Origin of the sequence: Paenibacillus sp. FSL H3-0302 (genome assembly GCF_037982245.1) — a bacterium.
Taxonomy (GTDB): Bacteria; Bacillota; Bacilli; order Paenibacillales; family Paenibacillaceae; genus Paenibacillus_AQ; species Paenibacillus_AQ odorifer.
In genome coordinates this window covers 422,213-444,430 of record NZ_CP150284.1, presented here as the reverse complement: position 1 = coordinate 444,430, position 22,218 = coordinate 422,213, and the positions used below count along the sequence as shown (strand labels likewise).

At 46.8% G+C, this 22,218-nt stretch carries 21 protein-coding genes and 1 riboswitch; of the genes, 10 read left to right on the top strand and 11 right to left on the bottom strand.

Annotation, left to right across the window (positions count from 1 at the left end; translation table 11 throughout):
- Positions 1 to 100: 100 nt before the first annotated feature.
- Together MHH50_RS01980 and MHH50_RS01975 are read right to left on the bottom strand one after the other, a co-directional pair.
- A complete protein-coding gene (locus MHH50_RS01980) occupies positions 101 to 301 on the bottom strand; it encodes a copper ion binding protein (protein ID WP_076124634.1) in 201 nt (66 codons plus the stop codon).
- Between the two features lie 53 nt (positions 302 to 354).
- Positions 355 to 702 (bottom strand): metal-sensitive transcriptional regulator, encoded by a 348-nt coding sequence (locus MHH50_RS01975; RefSeq protein ID WP_076124636.1) that lies wholly within the window; start codon positions 700 to 702, stop codon positions 355 to 357.
- Positions 703 to 968: 266 nt separating this feature from the next.
- Here MHH50_RS01975 and MHH50_RS01970 point away from each other — a divergent pair, with 266 nt between their 5' ends.
- The 8 genes from MHH50_RS01970 (at position 969) to MHH50_RS01935 (ending at position 7,742) form a co-directional block, all read left to right on the top strand.
- Positions 969 to 2,489, top strand: a complete 1,521-nt coding sequence (locus tag MHH50_RS01970; RefSeq protein ID WP_036682771.1) for an MDR family MFS transporter — start codon at positions 969 to 971, stop codon at positions 2,487 to 2,489.
- 5 nt (positions 2,490 to 2,494) lie between these two features.
- Positions 2,495 to 3,061 (top strand): PadR family transcriptional regulator, encoded by a 567-nt coding sequence (locus MHH50_RS01965; protein ID WP_076307950.1) that lies wholly within the window; start codon positions 2,495 to 2,497, stop codon positions 3,059 to 3,061.
- Between the two features lie 90 nt (positions 3,062 to 3,151).
- On the top strand, positions 3,152 to 3,367 hold the full coding sequence (locus tag MHH50_RS01960) for a hypothetical protein (protein WP_076307951.1): 216 nt from the start codon (positions 3,152 to 3,154) through the stop codon (positions 3,365 to 3,367).
- 52 nt (positions 3,368 to 3,419) lie between these two features.
- Complete coding sequence (locus tag MHH50_RS01955) at positions 3,420 to 4,397, top strand: aldo/keto reductase (RefSeq protein ID WP_076124641.1); 978 nt, start codon at positions 3,420 to 3,422, stop codon at positions 4,395 to 4,397.
- Positions 4,398 to 4,776: 379 nt separating this feature from the next.
- Complete coding sequence (locus tag MHH50_RS01950; RefSeq protein ID WP_076307952.1) at positions 4,777 to 5,952, top strand: hypothetical protein; 1,176 nt, start codon at positions 4,777 to 4,779, stop codon at positions 5,950 to 5,952.
- A gap of 1 nt (position 5,953) precedes the next feature.
- The gene (locus MHH50_RS01945) at positions 5,954 to 6,544 is read left to right on the top strand and encodes a signal peptidase I (protein WP_076124645.1); all 591 of its coding nucleotides are present in this window, start codon (positions 5,954 to 5,956) and stop codon (positions 6,542 to 6,544) included.
- A gap of 90 nt (positions 6,545 to 6,634) precedes the next feature.
- Positions 6,635 to 7,243, top strand: a complete 609-nt coding sequence (locus MHH50_RS01940; protein WP_036682781.1) for a TasA family protein — start codon at positions 6,635 to 6,637, stop codon at positions 7,241 to 7,243.
- 169 nt (positions 7,244 to 7,412) lie between these two features.
- Positions 7,413 to 7,742: a helix-turn-helix domain-containing protein gene (locus MHH50_RS01935; protein WP_036682795.1), complete on the top strand. Its 330-nt coding sequence runs from the start codon at positions 7,413 to 7,415 to the stop codon at positions 7,740 to 7,742.
- 107 nt (positions 7,743 to 7,849) lie between these two features.
- Here MHH50_RS01935 and MHH50_RS01930 read toward each other — a convergent pair whose 3' ends face one another.
- Entirely contained in the window at positions 7,850 to 8,005 is a 156-nt protein-coding gene (locus tag MHH50_RS01930) for an anti-repressor SinI family protein (RefSeq protein ID WP_232061118.1), read from the bottom strand.
- A 27-nt stretch (positions 8,006 to 8,032) separates the two neighbouring features.
- Positions 8,033 to 8,117: riboswitch (cyclic di-GMP riboswitch) on the bottom strand.
- Between the two features lie 470 nt (positions 8,118 to 8,587).
- Between MHH50_RS01930 and MHH50_RS01925 the strand changes: the two genes are divergently transcribed.
- Together MHH50_RS01925 and odhB are read left to right on the top strand one after the other, a co-directional pair.
- Positions 8,588 to 11,455, top strand: a complete 2,868-nt coding sequence (locus MHH50_RS01925; RefSeq protein ID WP_076302313.1) for a 2-oxoglutarate dehydrogenase E1 component — start codon at positions 8,588 to 8,590, stop codon at positions 11,453 to 11,455.
- 52 nt (positions 11,456 to 11,507) lie between these two features.
- A complete protein-coding gene (gene odhB / locus MHH50_RS01920) occupies positions 11,508 to 12,794 on the top strand; it encodes a 2-oxoglutarate dehydrogenase complex dihydrolipoyllysine-residue succinyltransferase (RefSeq protein WP_076124648.1) in 1,287 nt (428 codons plus the stop codon).
- 424 nt (positions 12,795 to 13,218) lie between these two features.
- Here odhB and MHH50_RS01915 read toward each other — a convergent pair whose 3' ends face one another.
- The 8 genes from MHH50_RS01915 to MHH50_RS01880 form a co-directional block, all read right to left on the bottom strand.
- Positions 13,219 to 14,181, bottom strand: a complete 963-nt coding sequence (locus MHH50_RS01915; RefSeq protein WP_340033888.1) for a hypothetical protein — start codon at positions 14,179 to 14,181, stop codon at positions 13,219 to 13,221.
- Positions 14,142 to 14,750 (bottom strand): RNA polymerase sigma factor, encoded by a 609-nt coding sequence (locus MHH50_RS01910; RefSeq protein ID WP_076124651.1) that lies wholly within the window; start codon positions 14,748 to 14,750, stop codon positions 14,142 to 14,144. The genes MHH50_RS01915 and MHH50_RS01910 overlap by 40 nt, the downstream gene beginning before the upstream one ends.
- 326 nt (positions 14,751 to 15,076) lie before the next feature.
- On the bottom strand, positions 15,077 to 16,825 hold the full coding sequence (locus MHH50_RS01905; RefSeq protein WP_340033887.1) for a hypothetical protein: 1,749 nt from the start codon (positions 16,823 to 16,825) through the stop codon (positions 15,077 to 15,079).
- Positions 16,826 to 16,853: 28 nt separating this feature from the next.
- On the bottom strand, positions 16,854 to 17,540 hold the full coding sequence (locus MHH50_RS01900) for a hypothetical protein (RefSeq protein WP_076124655.1): 687 nt from the start codon (positions 17,538 to 17,540) through the stop codon (positions 16,854 to 16,856).
- On the bottom strand, positions 17,540 to 18,490 hold the full coding sequence (locus tag MHH50_RS01895) for a TIM barrel protein (RefSeq protein ID WP_076124657.1): 951 nt from the start codon (positions 18,488 to 18,490) through the stop codon (positions 17,540 to 17,542). The genes MHH50_RS01900 and MHH50_RS01895 overlap by 1 nt, the downstream gene beginning before the upstream one ends.
- 34 nt (positions 18,491 to 18,524) lie before the next feature.
- Positions 18,525 to 19,397: a carbohydrate ABC transporter permease gene (locus MHH50_RS01890; RefSeq protein ID WP_038568356.1), complete on the bottom strand. Its 873-nt coding sequence runs from the start codon at positions 19,395 to 19,397 to the stop codon at positions 18,525 to 18,527.
- A gap of 25 nt (positions 19,398 to 19,422) precedes the next feature.
- A complete protein-coding gene (locus tag MHH50_RS01885; protein WP_038568353.1) occupies positions 19,423 to 20,325 on the bottom strand; it encodes an ABC transporter permease subunit in 903 nt (300 codons plus the stop codon).
- A gap of 74 nt (positions 20,326 to 20,399) precedes the next feature.
- A complete protein-coding gene (locus MHH50_RS01880; RefSeq protein ID WP_076124659.1) occupies positions 20,400 to 22,010 on the bottom strand; it encodes an extracellular solute-binding protein in 1,611 nt (536 codons plus the stop codon).
- Positions 22,011 to 22,218: the final 208 nt, after the last annotated feature.

Genomic DNA, 22,218 nt, shown 5'->3' with positions numbered 1-22,218 from the left:
CCACATACCCCTATAGGGTATGATAATTTCTAAAAGAAAAGGCATTGGAGCTTTGGGTAGCTTCCCCATATCACTCCAAGCCTTATTACTGTGCTTCAAATTAAACTACGTCATACCCTTGATCTACAATTGCTTCTTTAATCGCACCAAGGCTTACTTTGTTCTCATCATACTCGACGGAAACTTTCTTAGCAGCAAGATCAACTTTAGCTGTGGCTCCAAGATTGCCTACGGCTTTCTCTACGGAGTTAACACAGTGACCACAAGACATTCCTTCAACGTTTAATGTAGCGTTTGACATTAATATAACCTCCAATAAATGTTGTGAAGCTATGCTCTAGAAGCATTAGCTTATTATTTCATTAATTTGTTAACCGTAATTAGGAGCTCGTCGATAACCTCATGTTCGCCAGCTTCGATTCGCTCAACAATGCAACTTTTCATATGTCCTTCTAACAGCATCTTACCGACACCATTTAACGCCGCCTGTACCGCTGCGAGCTGGTTGAGTACATCATCACAATAGGTATCCCGTTCAATCATACCCTTTACCCCGCGGATCTGGCCTTCAATCCGGTTGAGGCGCGTATTCAAGTTATTCTTGAATTCTGCCGAATGATGACTTTTTCGTTCTCCTGATGATGAAGAATGACAATTTATGTCGCAGGATTCTGCAGCTTGCTCTTTCTTGGCAGTAGACATAAGAATCAGCCTCCTTGGTTATAATATAATATACCCCCGTAGGGTATGTCAAGAGGCATTCCTAATTCATCCACAGATGATCTCCAAGGGTAGTTTGTCCCTATATTACCGCCGTATTCTTCTACGGTTGGCTATACATCTCTATTTTTTTAAAAAAACTATTGCCTCCCTATTCAAATTTGAATATAATAAATTTTGCTTCTAATTATGAACATTTTCCGAACAGAACTATCACTATCACTATTAAGAAAAAGGAGCTGCGAAGCATGCATACTAAAGAAAGTAATCTTAAACTCGTAGTGGTTGGCCTGCTGCTTGGTATTCTTATGTCCGCAATGGACAATACCATTGTAGCTTCAGCTATGGGAACGATAGTCTCAGATCTTGGCGGTCTGGATAAAATCGTATGGGTAACCTCCGCTTACATGGTAATGGTAATGGCCGGAACCCCTATCTTCGGCAAGCTCTCTGATATGTATGGACGTAAACGTTTCTTCATTTTCGGATTGATTGTATTCCTGATTGGTTCGGCTTTGTGCGGTACTGCCACCAGTATCACACAGCTCAGTATTTACCGTGCCATTCAAGGGATCGGCGGCGGTGCACTAATGCCAATCGCCTTCACCATCGTTTTCGACATTTACCCGCCTGAAAAAAGAGGGAAATTGACCGGTCTCTTTGGAGCCGTCTTCGGAATCTCCAGTGTACTTGGACCTTTACTCGGTGCCTATATTACCGACTATGTTGGTTGGCAGTGGGTATTCTACATTAACCTGCCGCTAGGAATTATTGCACTGTTCCTGATTGCAACTTCTTATAAGGAGTCGATCTCCCACGCTAAACAGCGCATTGACTGGGGTGGAGCCTTCACTCTGGTTGGCGCGATTATCTGCCTAATGTTCGCTCTGGAACTTGGTGGTAATCAATATGCTTGGGATTCCAGTGCCATCCTTGGCTTATTCGTAGGTTTTGCTGTTCTCTTGCTGGCGTTTATCCTTATTGAGAGAGTAGCTGCTGAACCTGTGATCTCGTTCGCTATGTTCCGCAAACGGTTGTTTGCAACAAGCAGTGTGACCAGCCTATTTTATGGCTCTGCTTTTATCGTAGCTACTATTTACATTCCTATCTTTGTGCAGGGTGTATTTGGCGGCTCAGCTACGAACTCAGGGCTGATCCTTATGCCGATGATGATCGGTACGGTCGTTGGCAGTCAGACCGGGGGGCTGCTTACAACAAAAACCAGCTTCCGCAACATTATGATCCTATCCGCAGTCTGCTTTGTCGCAGGGGTCTACAGCCTAAGCACTTTATCACCAGATACCTCCCGCCTCATGCTTAATGTATTTATGGCTCTGACTGGGTTCGGCGTAGGCTTTTCCTTCTCCGTGCTGAGTATGGCAGCTATCCATAATTTCGATATGCGCCAACGGGGGTCGGCAACATCGACCAGTACCTTCATGCGCTCCCTTGGAATGACGCTGGGAATTACGATCTTCGGGATTATTCAGCGGAATAGCTTTACTAACAGTCTAAGCGATGCTTTTGGCGGTAGTGAACAGTCAGCAGCTTTCGGAGATCCACGCGCTGCGTTAACACCTGAAGCAAGAGCGAAGATCCCTGCTGAAATATTAGAGAAAATATCAAGTGCGTTATCCACCTCTATTGCACAAACCTTTATGTGGGCCTTGATTCCTGCAGTGCTCGGTCTAGTCTTTGTACTGCTCATGCCAAAAGACCGTCTTACCATTCCTGCTAAAGCTGTTCAGGCGTCCGAGGGCAAAAGGTAACCATTATGTCCATGAAATTAGCCATTCTAGGTTTACTGCTGGAGCGGAACATGCATCCCTATGAAATCACATTAGTGATGAAGGAACGTTCCATGGACCGGATCACGAAGCTGCAGATGGGATCACTCTATTATGCTGTGGATAAGCTTGCACAAGATGGTTATATAGAAGCTTTAGAGGTCATCCGCAGCAGTGATCGGCCGGACAAAACAATCTATGCCATAACGGAGCAAGGTAAAGCTTTATTCGAACAGCTTATCCTGCAACAGATTAAGAAAAACGAACCCTTCTATCATCCGATGTATATGGCCCTAGCAATGTCCCGTCATATCGATCAGAGCAAGGTCGAGAGGCTGCTCGAGGAACGCCTCCGGGAAACAGAACATCAGGTTAATCTGGCTTATCAGGTATACGAGGAGCATATCTCCATCGTGCCTCGTTCTGCCCTGCATCTAATGTACGGTACATATGAGCACACCCTGACTGAGCTGAAATGGCTGCAGCGCCTATACGATGATGTTGTAGCGCGCAAGCTAAAAGACATAGGGACACCGTTGAATTTAGAGGCCTAATGGCCTCTTTTTTCTGTTTAAGGGAGGCAAAATACGTTTATTAACGAGCACAATAGCCATTAAATCTCAAAGAAAGGCGAGGCGGTAAAAATGACTCAAGAAAAACATCAGCTGAATAGTGACAAACGGGATCACCCGGAACAATATCCAACAGAAAAAGAAAGTCTATTCGATCTTCATGAAAGTGAGCAGAATGTAGACCCGATTCCGATGGAAGATTTGACGCTGGAAAAGCACGAAGAAAAGAATAAAGAAGAGACCAAACACCGCTCTTCCAGCGACAAAAAATACCATACGGGCTTCTGAGAGTGTACAATATCTACAAGTACGCAATCATAATTTCCAAGGAGGAATCACATTGTTGAAAGCGTTACCTTTAAACAAGCGCGGGATTCCCGCAAGCCGCATTGCTTTAGGCTGCATGGGGCTAGGCGGTGACTGGGACCATGAGCCGATTACTGCGGAGAATGTTAAACAGGGACATGAAGCGGTTGATGCCGCCCTTTCCATCGGCATCAACATGTTTGATCATGCAGATATCTATACTCGTGGGAAGGCGGAGAAGGTATTCGGTCAGATTTTTAAGGATCGTCCAAGACTACGTGAAGAAATCATAATTCAATCTAAATGTGGAATTAAGCTAATGGAGCCTGGAGACAGCACTAATACGTTTGATTTCTCTGGCCAACATATTCTGAACAGTGTAGATGGAATATTGTCACGACTTGGGACCGAATACATTGATATTCTTCTACTGCATAGACCTGATCCCTTAATGGATCCCGAGGAAGTAGCCTCCGCATTACATCAACTGAAGGCCGCTGGTAAGGTTCGTCATTTCGGGGTTTCCAATATGAGCGCCGCTCAGATCAAGCTGCTGCAGACTTATTGCGATGAACCTTTTATCGTAAACCAGCTGCATATGAGCTTGGCTAAGATCAGCTGGGTGGATGCTGGAATCAGTGTAAATCGTGAACCCTGGAAGGATATTATCTTCCCTGAGGGAACCCTTGAACATTGTCGAATGGAGAACATTCAGCTTCAAGCTTGGGGGCCACTCGCCCAAGGTCTATTTAGCGGGCGTTCATTAGAGGATCAACCGGAGAATATCGTCCAAACAGCAGCTATGGTCCAACAGCTCGCAGATGAAAAAGGAACAACACCCGAAGCCATTGTACTGGCTTGGCTAATGACACATCCAGCTGCCATTCAGCCTGTTATTGGAACTGTGAATCCGAAGCGTATTACTGCCTGTGCCGATGCGGACAAGCTGGAGCTTAGCCGTAAAGAATGGTATGACCTGTATGTTAGTTCACGCGGTTCAAAACTTCCGTAACATATACATTTATATTCTCAACTTCATTACTCCGCTTATGCCCGGCTCGCGTTACTACTGCGAGCCGGGTATTTTTTTGCGAATCACTCTAACTTATCGTTCTTTATTGCGAATATATTTAGTAATCGAGCGATATATGGAGTTATTTAGAGATAAATTATCATTTTCGTTCTTTATAGAGTACAAATGCGCGTTATTGGCAGTTTTCTTTTTGATTTATTCCATGTATGATTCATTACAGAAGTTGTTCTTAATAAAGAACGATAATAACGAACCAAAGAAACAGACATTGAGGGGAGGTATTCCTCTGAGACCCAGATCAGCAAGGAGAAGACCTAGAAGAAACAGGAAAATCGGATTACGTATACTGCAATCAGGAATGGCTGTCTCCGTCTTATTTCTATATACCTCGCAGCAAGTTGGTGGTACCTATGGAGGCTTTGGAGCCGCTACGCAAACCACTAGCACGATTAGCTTTTGCGAAGTATTTCCGAATTCGATCAAGGCACTGCTTACAGAGTTCAAAGAGCATGTTAATCGAGCGCTCACTTTAAAAGAATCACTACAGCCCTTTTCCTCATCAGCTAACTACTCGGACGTTTCGGGAATAGAAGGGATGTCGCTGGAAGAGCTTGATGTCGCTGCAGAAGAGATTTCTTCGCAAATAGCGGCGCTTCAATCCCAAATAGATAGCGTTAACGAGCAACTGGCGGCTAACAGCCAAATTTGGAATCAAATCCACAATGAGCTAAGTGCAGCAGCAGCCTTACTCTTCCAGATAGGAGGATATATGACTTCTCTAGATTCCAACTGTCTAGAAATCAAGGACGAGCAATTTTTCAGAGATTTACAAAGCAGCCTAAATCAAAGCGGTGTGATCTCGGAATCCTTGAATGCTTCCTTAAATGGAGTTATTAGTTACCTAACCTCCATACACGATGTCGGTCTTCCATTCGCTTCGGTAGTTACCAGTGATGTTTATGGACAACTTGAATTACGCGAAGGAGAGTTCCCACAGCCACTGCCACTCCTGATTACCTTCACTCAACCAGACGGCGTGATCTCTAGCGACCTCACCTCATCTTATGAAGCTCTAAATACCGAATTGACTAACCATAAAGAATCGGCAACCTCAGGTATCACTACCCTTCAAGATAAACTCCAATTGATCAGTCAGGCTCGCGAGCAAAAACTAGAAGAGCTTGAAAAAGCTCGGCTAGAAGAAGAGCAAGCAAAGAAAGAAGAAGAAGCGAAAAAAGAAGAAGAACGTTTGGCTGAGGAGAAAAAGCAACAAGAAGCCGAGGATAAAGCGAAAGCTGAGGCAACCCCTCCAACATCAGGCGAAACTGCTCCGGAAGCCCCAAATAAAGAACAACCTGAAGCCCCAGCCACTGATCCGGTAAAGCCGGAAATTGACGAAGAGCTCACAATTCCAAAAGATGTCCCTCAGCAAGAGGCTCCACAAGAGACGCCAAAGGCGGAAGACAGTACGACTACCCCGCCGGTAGCAACCCAAGCTCCTTCGGACCCTCAACCTGAGAAAGGTGGAGAATAAGATGCGAATTAAAAAAATTATCAATAATACCCTATCGAGCTTAATGCTTGTGATCTTTATTCTGCTGGTGGCAGCCGTAGTGTTATCCAAGGCCTCCGGCGGTGAACCTGCTTTCTTCGGATATGAGATCAAAACCGTACTCTCAGGATCGATGGAACCAGGAATTCAGACAGGCTCAATTGTCGCATTAAAACCCGGAGGGGATATGAATCGTTTCAAACCAGGCGATGTCATCACCTTTAGGAATGAAGATAATCTGCTCATTACTCACCGAATTGTAGAAGCGACCGTCAATAACGCTACTGGTGAAGCTGTTTATCGCACTAAAGGCGATAACAACGACGCGCCCGACATGAACCCTACCAGTTCTGTGAATGTTGTAGCTCAGTATACCGGGGTCACTGTACCCTATGTCGGTTACGCTATGAATTTCGCGGTTTCCAAAGCTGGAAGTGTAGTCCTCATGATCGTGCCTGGCTTGATGCTTCTGCTCTATGCTCTGTATACCTCTTGGAAGGCTGTAGCTGCATTAGAAAAGAAAAATGCTGCCCTACTGCCAGCCTCACCGCCCCCAACAGAAACACAGCCCTAAGTTGATTGTCCACTTCCGCTTACGAACCGGAAGATACAATATATAAATTTTATAAAAAATTCAAACACAAATTTGAGGAGGAATTTTATTATGGGTATCAAGAAAACATTGGGTCTTGGCGTAGCATCTGCAGCACTGGGTTTATCATTAATCGGCGGAGGAACCTTCGCATACTTTAGCGACACTGCGCAAAGCACAGCTACATTCGCAGCGGGCACGCTCGATCTGAACTCCGACCCTTCTGTCATCGTTAATATTCCTAACCTGAAACCAGGTGATACTGTAACTAAATCCTTCAAATTGAAAAACGATGGTTCGCTCGATATCGGATCTATTATTCTGAATACATCGACTCAAATCACGGATGCTAAAGGAGATAACTACCTGGATTTAGCCGAGTTCATTAAAGTTAAATTCCTTAGAAATAATGATAAAGGAGTACCTATCGTCTCTCCTGAAAATGTAGTTTATGAGACTACACTTGCTGCTTTAAAAAGTCAGCATCCGGATCTCGTAAAAAATACAGGTTGGGATCAACTCTTTACCGAAGCATCCGGTATTAAAGCCGGTACCAACGACAGCTTCTCCGTCCAATTCGAATTTGTGGAAAATAACCAAGATCAAAATATTTTCCAAGGCGATAGCTTAACACTGACTTGGGATTTCGTAGCTAAACAAGGTGCGAAAAAAGACTACTAAGATCAATAAAGTAATTTAATAAAATACTCGAAGAGCAGCAGATCCTGAATCCGGCCACGGATAAGCAGATTGCTGCTCTTCTCTTTACAATAAACTTTGTCCGATTTATTGATATTTGCTATACTAATAACAAAAATTACGGAGGGGCGTCAGCATAGTGCCACAGAATATGGGCCAACGTATCCAGCAGCTCCGCCTAGACAAGGGTTTCTCCCTATCTGAGCTTGCGGACAGAGCAGATGTAGCTAAGTCGTATCTTAGCAACGTGGAGAGAAACATCCAATCCAATCCATCCATCCAGTTTATCGAAAAAATCGCTGACGCGCTTCAGGTATCCATTCATGCCCTACTCTATGGAGAACCCAATGATGCAGAGGAATCACATTTAGATTCGGAATGGTTCCGATTGGTGCAGGAAGCTATGGACTCAGGCATTAGCAAACGCGAATTCAAAGAATTTCTGGACTATCAGAAATGGAAGCTCGATCAAAAGGATTAATACTTCCTACTAATCTGGTACGATCCTCTCTTCTACTAAATCATATCGAAAAAGGACACAGCGAAGAACCGCTGTGCCCTTTTTCGATATGTAACCCCTCTAATGTATTACTGCACGATCTGCACAGTTTTCTCATGAAAGAACTGGCGGATTTCATCTGCCTTAATGCCAGCCTTCTTAGCTGCTAATAATAAATGTACCCACTCTTGATCCAGATCAATAAACTGCTGTTCTCTGTTGCTACCCTGGTTGGACTTTTCCAAAAAATCTCCCCCTAAGATTTTACGTCCCCAGGCAATCCGGCTGTCATAGTATCTCTACCTTAGACCCGCGACTTTGTGCCCCTGCCTTTCGGCAAGTTTACCTTTTACTGGACCCTTTTCACGAAAGGATCTACTTAAAAAACTATAAAATTACTATCTGCAATAACATTATACAAAAAGAAAGCGGAAAAGTGTGTCGATTCCTGGTTACTTTCTATTTTAAAAACGAAAAATAAAAGATTTTTTTTCAAAGATCTTGTCCGATTATCACGATACTCGTCCGTTACATAAAATAAATTGTACTAGCAAAATAAATATTTACTGACCTAATAGTTAAAAATAAGGATAATAGAATCATTTTAATAGGCCTTTAGAATGGGTAATGAGAAGAAACACCCTTCTTTTCATTAGAACAAGCTAACCCATACCATTTTGCGAACGTATTGGACGAAAGAATGAATTGATTACAGTGGCCGAAAGTAGCACAATAAGATGAGAAATGAAACCGCAATCATCACAGCTCCAGTAAGCGTTGACACAAAATGTCACGTATGGAGTTCATCCGTTAAGGAGGATGTATTCATGGCAGCCAAAGAGCCCTATAACGAATCCATTTGGAGTAAGTATTACGGACCCAATTTAGGCTACATTCAAGAAAGATATGAACAGTTTGTGAAAGATCCCTCCACCGTAGAAAATAATTATCGCGAGCTTTTTACAAATTCGGGACCTCCTCCCCTAACTCCGGATAGCGAACCGGCTCCTCAGCCGCGCATCTCGGGAGACACCGAATGGCTTAGAAAAGCAGTAAGAGCTTCCAAGCTAATCGCCAATATTCGTATATATGGCCATATGGCCGCTGAAATTGATCCGCTGGTACGCGATCAGAATCCCATGGCAAAATATCTTGAGCTTGAAACCTATGGGCTGACCCGCGAAGACCTGATCGCACTGCCTGCCACGCTTATATGGGAAAATGCGCCGAATGATGTGCATACCGGATGGGATGCCGTGCAACGTATGCGTCAGGCATACACCAAGACTATCGCCTATGAATTCGGGCATGTGCATGAAGAAAAAGAACTGCAATGGCTAAATAGACAGGCAGAATCCACCAGCTCACCAGCACCCCTAAATAATACAGAACGCAAAGAGCTCCTGAACCGCCTGATTCAGGTAGAGCAATTTGAAACCTTCCTCCACAAGACTTTTGTAGGTCAGAAGCGTTTCAGTCTTGAAGGCAATGATGCTCTTGTGCCGATGTTAGATGAAATCGTACGTGCTGCTGCACATGACGGTGCGGAGCATATTTTGATGGGCATGGCGCATCGCGGCCGCCTCAACGTTCTTGCACATATTTTGGGCAAACCTTATGATATCATATTTTCAGAGTTTCATCATTCTCCGAACAAGGAGCTTTTCCCTTCCGAAGGCTCCACAGGCATTAACTATGGTTGGACAGGTGATGTGAAATACCATCTCGGTGCAGACCGTGCTGTCCGTGAAGGAGAAACCGTACGCACAAGAATAACACTAGCGAATAACCCAAGTCACTTGGAATTCGTCAATCCTGTCGTGGAAGGTTTCACTCGTGCCGCACAAGAAGATCGGAGCACTGCAGGACTGCCGAAGATTGATACCAGTAAAGCTATGGCGGTGCTGATGCATGGCGATGCTGCTTTTCCAGGTGAAGGAATTGTTGCAGAAACGCTTAATATCGGCAAACTTCAAGGTTATCAAAATGGTGGGACGATCCATATCATTGTTAATAACCGAATTGGTTTTACGACTGAAAGTGAAGATTCCCGTTCTACGCATTATGCGAGTGACATCGCCAAAGGGTATGAAATCCCAATAGTCCATGTCAACGCTGATGACCCAGAGGCCTGCGTAGCAGCTGTACGTTTAGCTAGCGCATACCGCCATCAATTCAAAAAAGATTTCGTAATTGATCTCATCGGCTACCGCCGTCATGGTCACAACGAAATGGATGATCCTGAAACCACACAACCTATTGTCTACGGCAAGGTTCGCAATCATCCAACCGTCTACAAGGTTTATGCAGAGAGACTGAAAAACGAAAAGGTTCTTACCGCCGAAGACGTACAAAAGATGAATGCTGAAGCAGAAAGCGTATTGCAGCGTGCGTACGATACTATGAAGGAAGGCAATCATAAGAAAAAAGAACCCAAAGCCTTCATTCCTCTACAAACGGACCGCGCAGCGGCAAACACTACAGCGGTATCCATCTCCAGCCTGCAGGAGATCAATCGTGAACTGTTGACGGTTCCTGCTGGATTCCAGGTTTATCCGAAGCTGGAGCGCATTTTACAACGTCGTAAAGATGCACTGAATGAGGGTGAAAAGGTCGACTGGGCACTAGCTGAAACATTAGCCTTCGCTACCATTCTGAAAAATGGAACGCCCATCCGACTGAGCGGTCAAGATGCCCAGCGCGGAACCTTCGCACATCGCCATCTGGTGCTGCACGACAGTAAAACAGGAGATTTATTCTCTCCGCTGCATCAGCTAAGCGATTCCCGTGCCTCCTTTGGCGTATACAACAGTCCATTGTCAGAGGCATCAGTATTAGGCTTTGAATATGGTTATAATGTGTTTGCACCGGAAACCTTCGTAATCTGGGAAGCACAGTATGGTGATTTCGCCAATGCGGGTCAGGTTATTTTTGACCAGTTCATTGCCGCTGGACGCGCCAAATGGACACAGCGCAGCAATCTCGTCATCATGCTGCCGCATGGCTACGAAGGACAGGGACCTGAGCACTCCAGCGGTAGGCTGGAACGGTTCTTGCAGCTATCCGCTGAGGAGAACTGGACGGTCGCTAACCTGACTACCGCTTCGCAATATTTCCATCTGCTGCGGCGCCAAGCAGCGTTATGCGGGCAGGAAGATGCTAGACCGCTAGTCATTATGACGCCGAAAAGTCTCATTCGGAATACGCGCAGCACTTCTGCCGGAACCGAGCTGGCTTCAGGACAATTCAAGCCTGTATTAGCTGAATCTTTGCTTGGCCAGAAACCAAATGAAGTTAAACGGCTCGTAGTCTGCAGCGGTAAAGTCGCTATCGACATCCAAACAGAACTGGAAGCAGCACCGGATAAGGATTGGTCATGGCTGCATGTTCTTCGCCTAGAGCAGCTTTATCCGTTCCCGGAACAGGAGCTAAGCGAACATTTAAACTCCTTCAGCTCCCTTCAGGAAATTGTCTGGGTGCAAGAAGAGCCGAAAAATATGGGCGGCTGGAGCTATAGTGAGCCTCGGTTACGCGCCATCGCACCGAAAAATGCCGGCGTAAGATATATCGGCCGTCCGGAACGTTCCAGCCCGGCCAGTGGTTATGCAGATGTGCATAGCTTCGAACAACGTAGAATTGTAACAGAAGCCCTAAAATCAAATTCGAACGTACAAGCGGCTGTACCGTCCTCTTAAGAGGACGGTATCACAATAGCGTAAACCATTATGTTTGGGGAGGAAACGGCCTGTGTCAGAAATCTTAGTACCCGATCTGGGAGAATCCATATCCGAAGGAACCATCTACAAATGGCTGGTTAAAGAAGGCGACACGGTAGGTCAAGGCGATGTGCTCGCTGAGCTGGAAACGGATAAAGTCAATCTGGAAATTAGTGCAGAGGTGGAGGGTGTCATCTCCACCATCCTGCGTCAAGCGGGCGAGAACGTAGCCGTTGGCGAAGCCATCGGCATCATTGGAGCCGCAAGCGGCAGTACGCCGCGGGCCGCTGCAAGCGAAGCCGAAGCGCCTAAAGCGGCTCCGGCAGGCGGCAACGCAGTAGCAGCCGCCGCGCCTGTAGCTGCGCCCGAAGTGCCTGCAGCAGGTGGCGACAGCCACGCTGCCTTGGCATCGCCGGGCGCACGCAAGCTGGCACGGGAGCGCGGCATCGACCTCGGCGAGGTTAGCGCCCGTGATCCTATCGGCCGGATTGGTCAGGCCGATGTGTCCGGTCATGGTGCAGCAGCACCGCAGGCCGCTGCACCGGTAGCTCCGGCGCCGCAAGGCAAGCCGGAGCCAGCGAAGCCGGCAGCGGGCAAAGCCACGCCGGACGAGGGCAAAAACGTGGAGCGCAAGCGCATGTCACGCAGACGGCTCACGATTGCCAGCCGCTTGGTCGAAGCGCAGCAGACCGCGGCCATGCTTACCACCTTCAACGAGGTGGACATGACAGCGATCCTCGACATCCGCAAGCGCCGCAAGGATGCATTTAAAGAGAAACATGAAGTTGGACTAGGCTTCATGTCCTTCTTCACCAAAGCCGTGATCGGTGCGCTTAAAACCTATCCACTGCTGAACGCCGAAATCGACGGTGAAGATCTGGTCGTTAAGAAATTCTACGACATCGGTATTGCTGTTGCAGCGAAAGAAGGACTTGTAGTTCCCGTAGTCCGTGATGCGGATCGGCTCAGCTTCCCGGAAATCGAGCGCCAGATTGGCGAGCTCGCTTCCAAAGCACGTGCCAATACGCTCAGCCTCTCCGAGCTGCAAGGCGGAACATTCACCATCACCAACGGTGGCGTATTCGGCTCCTTGTTATCCACACCGATTCTGAATACACCACAGGTGGGTATTCTAGGGATGCATAAGATCCAACTGCGTCCGATCGCGCTGGACGAAGAAAGAACCGTAAACCGTCCAATGATGTACATCGCCCTTTCCTATGATCACCGGATCGTTGACGGCTCTGAAGCGGTAAGCTTCCTGGTCAAAGTGAAGGAATTGCTGGAAGATCCGGAAGCACTACTGCTAGAAGGCTAACGCTCTTCGAATTTTCGAAGACATAAGAATATAAAGAAGGTATCCCTACAGCTCTCGCTTTGGGGATACCTTTTTTTATATCTGGATCCAATTGCTGCCTTCCTTGCATACGATTTAACTGTATTTTATACACTTATTTATTTCTGATCCGCTCATAGCCTCTTCTCTAATTGCATTCTCTACAACTAAAATCCGTAAAAACTTCTATTTCCACTAATCTAACCAGTAATAGCTGCATCAAATACAACTAAAGGGCCTATATACAGCTATTGGTGAACTTTAATTGCACATAATACAACTAACTTAGCGCATGCACCTTCAAACTACACACTACGCACTACGCACTACGAACTACGAACTACGAACTACTAACTTCAAACTTCAAACTTCAAACTTCAAACTTCAAACTTCAAACTTCAAAACTCTACTTCAATAGCTCCTCAGCCAGCTGTAAAAATTGCTCCTGGGTCAAAATCTTATCTCCATAGCTGGTGAGTGTATAATACGCATCCTGCTTCTCGTTATACCAGTTCAGATAATCATAGCTGACCTCTTCCCTTACTACCTTGTTATAGATAACTTCTGTCCCTGCAACTGTGAGCTTATTAGCTTGATTCTCAGGCGTTTGTTCCACGAAAACCTTGCCGCCATGCATGAGCGTTGCTGAGATCCCTATAAAAGCATTGTTCTTCGAATACGTTACACTTAGCGCCCCTGGCTCGGACCACGGTATAGCCTTCATAAACAAATTGCGGGTCCCCTTGTCCTTATTTGCCTGAGCGGTAAGATCATTTAATGTTTCCTTATACAGAGAACCTGGCTTAGCTGTATCCGTAGTCGGAGAATTAGGATGGATTACACCATATTTAAAAGCGTACCCCGCTGCCGTTTTGGGAAGCATTGGCGCCCCTGTTCTTTTGATTTCTTTTAAAAAATCAGAATACGCATCTATCCGCTGCTCTTTATACTTAAACTGCAATTCTTTCGCCAAGCCTGCTGCACCTGCTTTATTTTTCACAAGATAAGCGATCAATTCACCCGGTTTAGCGAACTCTTCTGCTTGCTGCGCATATTTATCATAAGAAGCCCTTTCTGCAGATTCAGTCGGCGCAACATGTTGGACCTTCACTACTCCTTCACTATTGCGGATTTGGATATATTCAGACGCAGCATACGCAGTCACAGAAATCAGCAGAAACAGCGTTAACATACTGGCCACTGCCGTTGTTTTATTCATCACCCTCAGCGAGAACGATCGCTTTCGACCTGTTATGCCAGTAATACGCCCCATGACCTTATCTTCTACATCTACCTCATCCAAAAGTTCATTGCCCGCCGAGGCATAAATTATATCTTGGTATTCATTGCTGATTTTGTTTCTTTCCATGTGATCTCCTCCTCTGACTTCATAGCTTCCTGAACCTTTAGCTTGATCCGATTCATTCTTTTAGTTAGCGCATTGGGACTGACCCCTAGAATCTCACTTATCTCTGCATAAGTTTGTTCTTCAAACACTCGCAGAATAAGCATGTTTCTCTCCTCAAGCGACAATCCCGCTAAAGCTGCAGACAATGAAGGACTGTACAACCGAGCATCCAGCTCCTGTTCAGGACTTGCAGACAGTACTTCCGGACGAAAAATACGCATGACTTGCTTATGCAGACGACGCCTGCGCAGCAGATTTAAGCAATGATGATATGCGATACGATAGAGCCATGCCGAGAAATGCATTTGCGTTTTGTATTGCCGGATAGATTGATAACCCTTTACCAAAATATCCTGAACCGCGTCCTCCGCATCCTGCTTGTTTTCTAACAAACGATAGCAATATCGATAGATCGGCTTTTGGAATGACCTGACAATTAAAGCATACTGCTCGGAATCTCCCTTTTGAATCCTAACGATTAGCTCTTCCAACTCTGTCGAGTCTAGCGAATCCTGTGGCGATGTAAGCACCTCCTTAACCTTTATATCTCTATAACACTTGACCACCGAAAAAAGTGCCTATGTAAACCAAACTAAAAGAAATTTTATAAAAGCTGACAGTCACGGCTTCGGAGAATGTTTGAATTTCTGACGGCTGGTGTCCCCGGATTTCTTACTTATACCATTATGCACGGTTAAAATCTGGTGAGTCTATACTTAGCAGATGCATAACAAAACCTCCCATTAGACCTGATAACTCCAGGTTTGCTTCTAATGGAAGGTTTTTTAATAAGGCTTATTATTCTAAGACTGAGGTGTAACGTCAACGTCTGCTAAATTGTAAATTGTTGCAAAGGTTACTCTCTTATCATGGAAGGAGATAGAGTGATCGTAATCGTCTTATCGAACGGGGTCATAAAATTGACCAACACCGCCTTGCAGTTATCCTGCAGCTTCGCCTCACGCACCGTAGCCGCCAGATGGCCAAGCTCGCCCCCTGTCAGTTCAATCCAGTCCTCTTCACAACTATAGCGGAGGTTACCGCCGTTCCAGAGATAATGGTCCTCTCCGACAGCCTGCAATTCACCCGATGTGAAACATCCTTCCCGTCCAAAAATAAAAGACAGCTGTGTCATAACCTCTGTAGGTTCCTCAGCATGCAACCGGAGGGTCCACCCTCTGTCCGTGCGTTGAACCTCCGTCTCCACGCGGAATGTCTGTTCATGCGTAAGTGCGCGGCTCTGATGCGGTAGCAGATACCAAGGGCTTACCGGCTCCCCAGATGTTTGCGGAAGCAGTTCACCTTCTACAGGACCGTAATAACCCTTCTTTTGTTCTCCTGACAGGTGGTATCCGTCAGGTAGTTTGATCATTTTCTGCATCGGGACATATCCCGGATTAAAGTAAGAAGCCAGTTGCACTGCAAGCAGCCTGACGGCACCGTGACGGAGTGCAAAAAAAGACGGCGTCTCCGTGATTAAGGTCACGCTAGTGTTCCCGTCCCTGTAGCGCGCAACCGGTGCTCCGAAATCAGTATGCAGCCGGCTGTGGTAAATTCGCCCTTGATGGCCGGACTTCTCCATATCCTGCAGATAGCCGTGTCGCGGAAAATCGCCGTTCAGTATTTTCTCATATTTTACAGGCAGAGCTGCCGAATCTTCAAAAGGTTGCTGAAGCTCCGGCTCCAGCAGCATACGTACAAGTACGTTGACAGAGCAGACCCCCGGATTTTCCAGTGCTCTGCCTGCCCATTCGGCCATCCCCGCAAACAATGGCTCCTTATCGGAACGGGCCAGAATAGCGTACGGTAAATAATATGGAGACAGGTCGTGAAAGCTCCCCAGATCCTGGCGTCCAGAATAATCGGTCACAACTTCGCCCTTAGGATGCACCAAATAGACCATCATGTGTAAATTCAGACGAACTGGCTCCAGCAACTGCGGCCGATCCAGCAGACGAGCGGCATGAATCAGCATGATGTCGCTGACCGCACTATAAATACCGTTGCTGCGCTCCGTCCATTCTCCATCAGGTGTAATATCCATCCCTTCCGCCAACCACTGATCCGCCCGTTGGACAGCCTCCTCCAGTCCGAACAGTTCATGCAGAAACCCCAGTGCTGCACACAATACCCAACGGTGATTCGGCGTGTGACAGCCCCCTGTAAGCATGACGGGAATAGTTCGCTTAAGAAACAAGAGCATATTATCAAGCACCTGTTGCAGTGGCGCCCAATCCTGCGACGCCAACAGTTGGTATAGCTGAGCATAGCCGACGATGACAAAGGCTGTATCCGGGGGAGAATGATAGTTCGTCCAGCCCGGAGAGATCGAGCCATCCTCATGTTGTGCACGCAGCACGAACTCCGTCGCCAGCAGCAGGCGGGCCAGCAGCAGCTCATCACGGTAGAATGCGGAATCCGGGTTAACCAGAGCCGCTCCCCAATAACACATATCGGTTGGTGTGCCGGTCGTATGATTAACCCAGGCAACGCCAGTACCCGGATCTATTGTCCCTCCATAATAGCGGCTCGTCGGATCAAGCACCTGCCGGGATAATCCCTCCACTGCCGCTCTATCATTACTGGCTACCAGTTGCTTGTACATTATACTTCCCTCCATGTTAACAATCTGCTCAATGTCTGGGTGGTAACAGGAGCTGAAGCCGCGCCAGCTCTTGTCGGATACGGTCAGGAATTTCCGTGAACAGTTGATTCCAAGAAACGAACAATTCCTCCCGGTCCGCATATTCCCAGCACGAATAGGACAGGGAAGGCGTGAACCGGCAGGTTTGCAGATAACGGTGGACAAGACAGTCAGTTTCTCCATCGGACGCCAGAATGCCGTGAAAAAAGTCGCCATAAATCAGACCCTCCGCACCTGCTCCATCCTGTGTACTGGATGCGAATCCCGGTAACAGCTCAAAGACTTCAGGGAACGGGGCAAGAGCATGCTTGCCGGGTTGGACATATAGATCTACCCGTGTCCCGCTTAGATTGCTGCCCCCGCGCAGCAGCGCTTTAAGGAATTTCCCGTGAAAGCTCGCTTCGGCATCCACCACTTCCCCGTCTCTACCGATATAAACCCACACATGCTCCAGATCATATAAATGCTGAATATCATAATCGTAATAAATCGCGTATTCTACAACGGCCAACACATCCGGATGGTTCACAGCTAGACGGCGCCGGAAGGAAGGAGACTCTTCCTCCTGCCGCAACACCGTTATACCGAGACCTACCGGAAAAAATGGCTCGTTCTGATCGAATAATAAGCGCGGAGCATACTTCATAGCTAACCTACGGTCTTCATCGTTCAACATCAGACCTGCCCTCTACGCGCCAACTTGGCCATAAGCAGCCGATGACTTTCAGCAATTTCTTCCGGCTGGCAAGCTGCCTTCAGCTCATACACCTTGACCCGCGCCCGTTCAATCATCGGCAGATAAGCATCATAGAATTCCATATTCCCGCTGTTTACATAAGGGCACCAGTGATCAGACAGACCGATGGTCTCATGAATGTGAACACCTACAATATCATCCATCAGACCTTCCATTTCCCCCACACTGTCGTACAAACCCAAACGGTCCATCATAATGGCATGCCCGGTGTCATACCATATGCCCACAGGCGCTCCTTTTAGCGCCTTAATAATCGTTTTGGCTTCCGCAAGCGTCGGAATCTGCTGCGGTTTGGAACGTGTTTCGATACCAAAGCGTACGTTTAGCCCCTCAGAAACTGCCCGGTTACATACTTCATCTAGGCTTTCAATAATTTTCTGCACATAGCCGGCGCTATAGGCTTCCCGCCGCTCCATCAGTTCCGCCCATTTGCTGCGATAAGCGTTAGAATCTCTACCCTCTCCGTTATAAATCTGCTCCAGCTCTTTGCTGATATCATTTGGAAAGGGTACCTCACCGGGATGCACAACAACAGCTTCTCCTCCGTAACGCTGAGCGTACTTAGCCGAGCCAATCAGCAGCTCAATCGCCCGCTGCCGCTTCTCCTCATCCTCAAAACCTAGCAGCACGGAATCTGTGCCATAATCGGAGTCCTGCACATGCGGGAAGGTGTTGTGGACACTGGAGATCCCCATCTCCCCCCGCTCAAGCATCGGCTCGATCGTTTCCAGCATTTCCTTAGTCACATTATAGTTCAGCTCCACTCGCTGAAAGCCCAGATCGCGGATTTCCCGCAGCATTTCACTGCCGATGGAATGACGCTTAATGTTCCAGCAAGTTGAGAACGAAAATATGCCTTTGTCCTCCATAATTATTTTCTCCTCCCTTGTTACAGCTTACGGTTCAACCTTTTACGGCACCAAGCATTACACCGCTGACAAAATATTTCTGCAGCCATGGATATACGGCAAGGATCGGTACTGTTGCAAAGATAACGGTGGCCGCTTTTAGGCTCTCTGGTGTCAGTGGGGTCCGGTTGGCACCTTCCATTTGTGTCAGTTCGGATACCATGTTGTTCTGCACCATCTGGAACAGCTTGAGCTGGAGCGGATACAAATCCGGATTATTGATATACATCAAAGAATCCTGAAAGCCGTTCCACCTTCCCACTGCGTAGAAAAGCGCCAATGTGGCCATAACCGGCATGGATAGCGGCAATATAATACTCATCAGGGTACGAAGATGGGAACTGCCATCGATTTCGGCCGATTCCTCCAGGCTGGCAGGGATGTTATTGAAAAAGGAGATCAGGATAATCAGGTTAAAGGGGCTGACCAGACCTGGGAGGATAAGCGACCAGACCGAATTAATCAAATGCAAATCACGGATCAACAAATATTCAGGAATAATACCGCCGCTGAAAAACATAGTGATAACGATCAGATACATAAAAAATTTACGGCCCTTCAATTTTCTTTTGGTCAGCGGATAAGCTGCTGCGACAGTGAAAAGCATACACAGCACCGTTGTGGCAAACGTCAGAATAACCGTAAAGACAAGAGAGCGGATCATCGCATTATTGGAAAAAACATTAATGTATGCATTCCAGTTCAATTCAATGGGGAAAATCGTTACTTCTCCAGAAGTAATTGCCCGGTTGGAACTAAGCGACACGGCAATCACATGCAAAAACGGAGCCAAGCAGAACAAGACGAACAAGGCAACAAACGTTATATTGACGATATCGAATATCCGGTTTGAGGTACGTTCACTCATAGCACTCCGCCTCCTTCTTTCTTTATCATAAAATACCGTCTCCGGTCACTTTTTTCGAAATATAGTTGGAGCCAAAAATAAACACCAGTCCCACCACGGCCTGGAACAATCCGACTACAGTAGCCAACGTATATTGTCCGGATTCTAGACCCACCCGGTACACAAAGGTACTGAGCACATCAGAATACTCACGCACAGCAGTGTTACCGATAATGTAAGGGCGGTCAAAACCGATGCTGACCATCTTTCCCAGATTGAGGATAAGCAGCGTCACGATGGTTGGTTTTATGCTAGGAAGCGTAATGTAGCGGATTTTCTTCAGCCTTGTCGCTCCATCCACTTCAGCAGCTTCAAACAGCTCTCGGTTGACACCAGTTAACGCCGCCAGATAAAGGATAGTCCCCCAACCGGCACTTTGCCAGACGCCTGTGAATAAATAAGTGATCAGCCACGGATTTTTTTCAGTCAGAAACGGGATGGGAGTAAGGCCTAAGCTCTCCAGCACACCGTTCACCATACCGGACTGGTTGCCGAACAATTGATATACGATCCCCCCGATGATCACCCAGGAAATAAAGTGGGGGATATACAAAATCGTCTGCGATATTTTCTTGAACCACACCGAACGAATTTCGAACAGCATAATCGCCAGGATAATCGGAGCCGGAAAAGAGACAAGTAAATCCAGAAAATTCAGCATAAAGGTATTGCGCAAGGTGGTGTAGAACTCTCTCATTCCAAAAACCTCGCGGAACGCATCAAAGCCAATCCACTCGCTGCCTCCAATCCCCTGAAACAAATTGAAATCCTTAAAAGCAATCTGCACACCATACATCGGACCATAGCGGAAGATCAGGAAATAAATAATAGGCAGCGAAAGCAGCGCGTACAATTGCCAATACCGTCTAAAGTATGTCGCTTTGCTCAAGTCGTTTTCCTCCTAAGGAGAAAAACCGGGTGGAGCGCAGCACCATCTCCCCCCGGTTTTCACTATATATTTGTTTATTGAGCCGAAAGTTCCTTAAACGACTTCTCCAGTTCCTCTTTCAGCTTGGTTCCGCCCAAAGTCATGTAATCTTTCATTTCCTGCTCGTAAACCGCTTCAAACTGCTCTGGTTTGGCCATTGCCGTCTTTACAATAATTACGTTGAGCTTATCTTTGAGCGTTGTGCCATATTGCGATTCCGCTTCTATCGGCTTGCCGAAGACGAGCGGACCCACCGTGTCAGCGTTGGCGATAGCGATAGATTGAGTCAGCATCTCCCGGTTACGTTCCGGGAAGCCCAGCGCCCATGCTTTTTCATTAGTGGCCTGATCACCGATGTTTTTGCCGTTGGAGATAATGGCCATGTCGCCAGCATTAAATAGACGATCGGCGAACTCCTGGGAAACATCTGTTTTGGCCACTGGAATACCGTCTACCAGGTCGTAGTTTTCACCTTCTACGCCATTTTGGATATCAATCAGATTATTATCCGAAGCCATCCAATCGAGATACTTAACGGCTTCCACGGCGCGTTTACTACTCTTCGGAATCATGATGTACATGCCGTTGGAGGCATACCGGGATTTAATGTGCTTGTTATCAACGTTGGCGTTGGTTAAGACGTCTACCGGCAGCACCTTGCTTCCCTCTACATTTTTGTAGAGATTATCCAAGGTACCATCGGCATAGAACAAAACATCCACATCCTCCGACCAGTAGCCTACATTGCCGTTCTGGATATCCTTGGCCAACTGTGTTTTATCCTCGTCCAGACTGAAGTCCTTACTGATCATCCCTTCATTGTAGAGCTTATTGAGAAATTGCAGGGCATCCTTAAAGCCCTCATGCAGCGGCAGCTCATAACGTTGGCTGTAGGTCAGATCGCCGCTGATCGGCTTCATGAAAGAGAAAATCAACGTCTCGAATTGGGCTGGTGCCAGTGCCATGCCCATCGGGATGTTTTTGCTGCCGAGATTGCCCGGATCCTTTTCTTTAAACGCTTTCAAAGTAGTGTACAGCTCATCGGTCGTCGTTGGCACAGGCAGTCCTAATTTATCTAACCAATCCTGACGGATGTAGGAGCTATAACGGCCTGTGATCGCCCGTTTACCAGGGATCGCATACTGCTGGCCTTCAAGCTGGCCGAACGCCAGCGTATCCTCGCCAATAAACTTTTTCAGATTCGGGCCATATTCATCGAGAATTTCTCCGACATCAGTCAAGCCACCTTGCTGGGCATACCGATAAAACACACTGGAATCATACGTAAATACGATATCGGGCACATCCGTATTGCTCGCCATCAAAACATTCAGCTTGGTAACTTCCTCAGAACGCTGGATAGGTACAAATTCTACATCAATGTTATTCGGATCTCCGAACTTTTCCTGCACTAGTTTAGTTAAGTAGTTATTGGTAATGGTATGAGGGGCTGGGCTGTTGCCGCGGTCAAACACTTCCACCTTTAATGTAACGCGCTTGGCACTTTCGCCGGCTGGAGCACCCTCGGATGCTGTGTTGTTTTTAGAATCATTGGAACAGCCTGCTAGCAGAGAAACGCCCATTATTGCGGTTAATCCGATCCCGATTGCTTTCTTCAGAACTCCTTGATGTACGTTCACTGTCATTTTTCCATCCCCTTCGCCCTTGCAGGCTTTAATGGTGTATTTATGATCCCCTAGCCTTAACTCTATCCATCCCCAGCGGAATCCATATCACGTGATGCTTTTTACTGCCGTGCTACTGGGTCGCTTGTTGTTCTGGATGCCCACAGTATTTCATGAATTTCGGCAGTCTGACAATAAACCTCTTTCGGATGCTCATATCCCAGCAAAA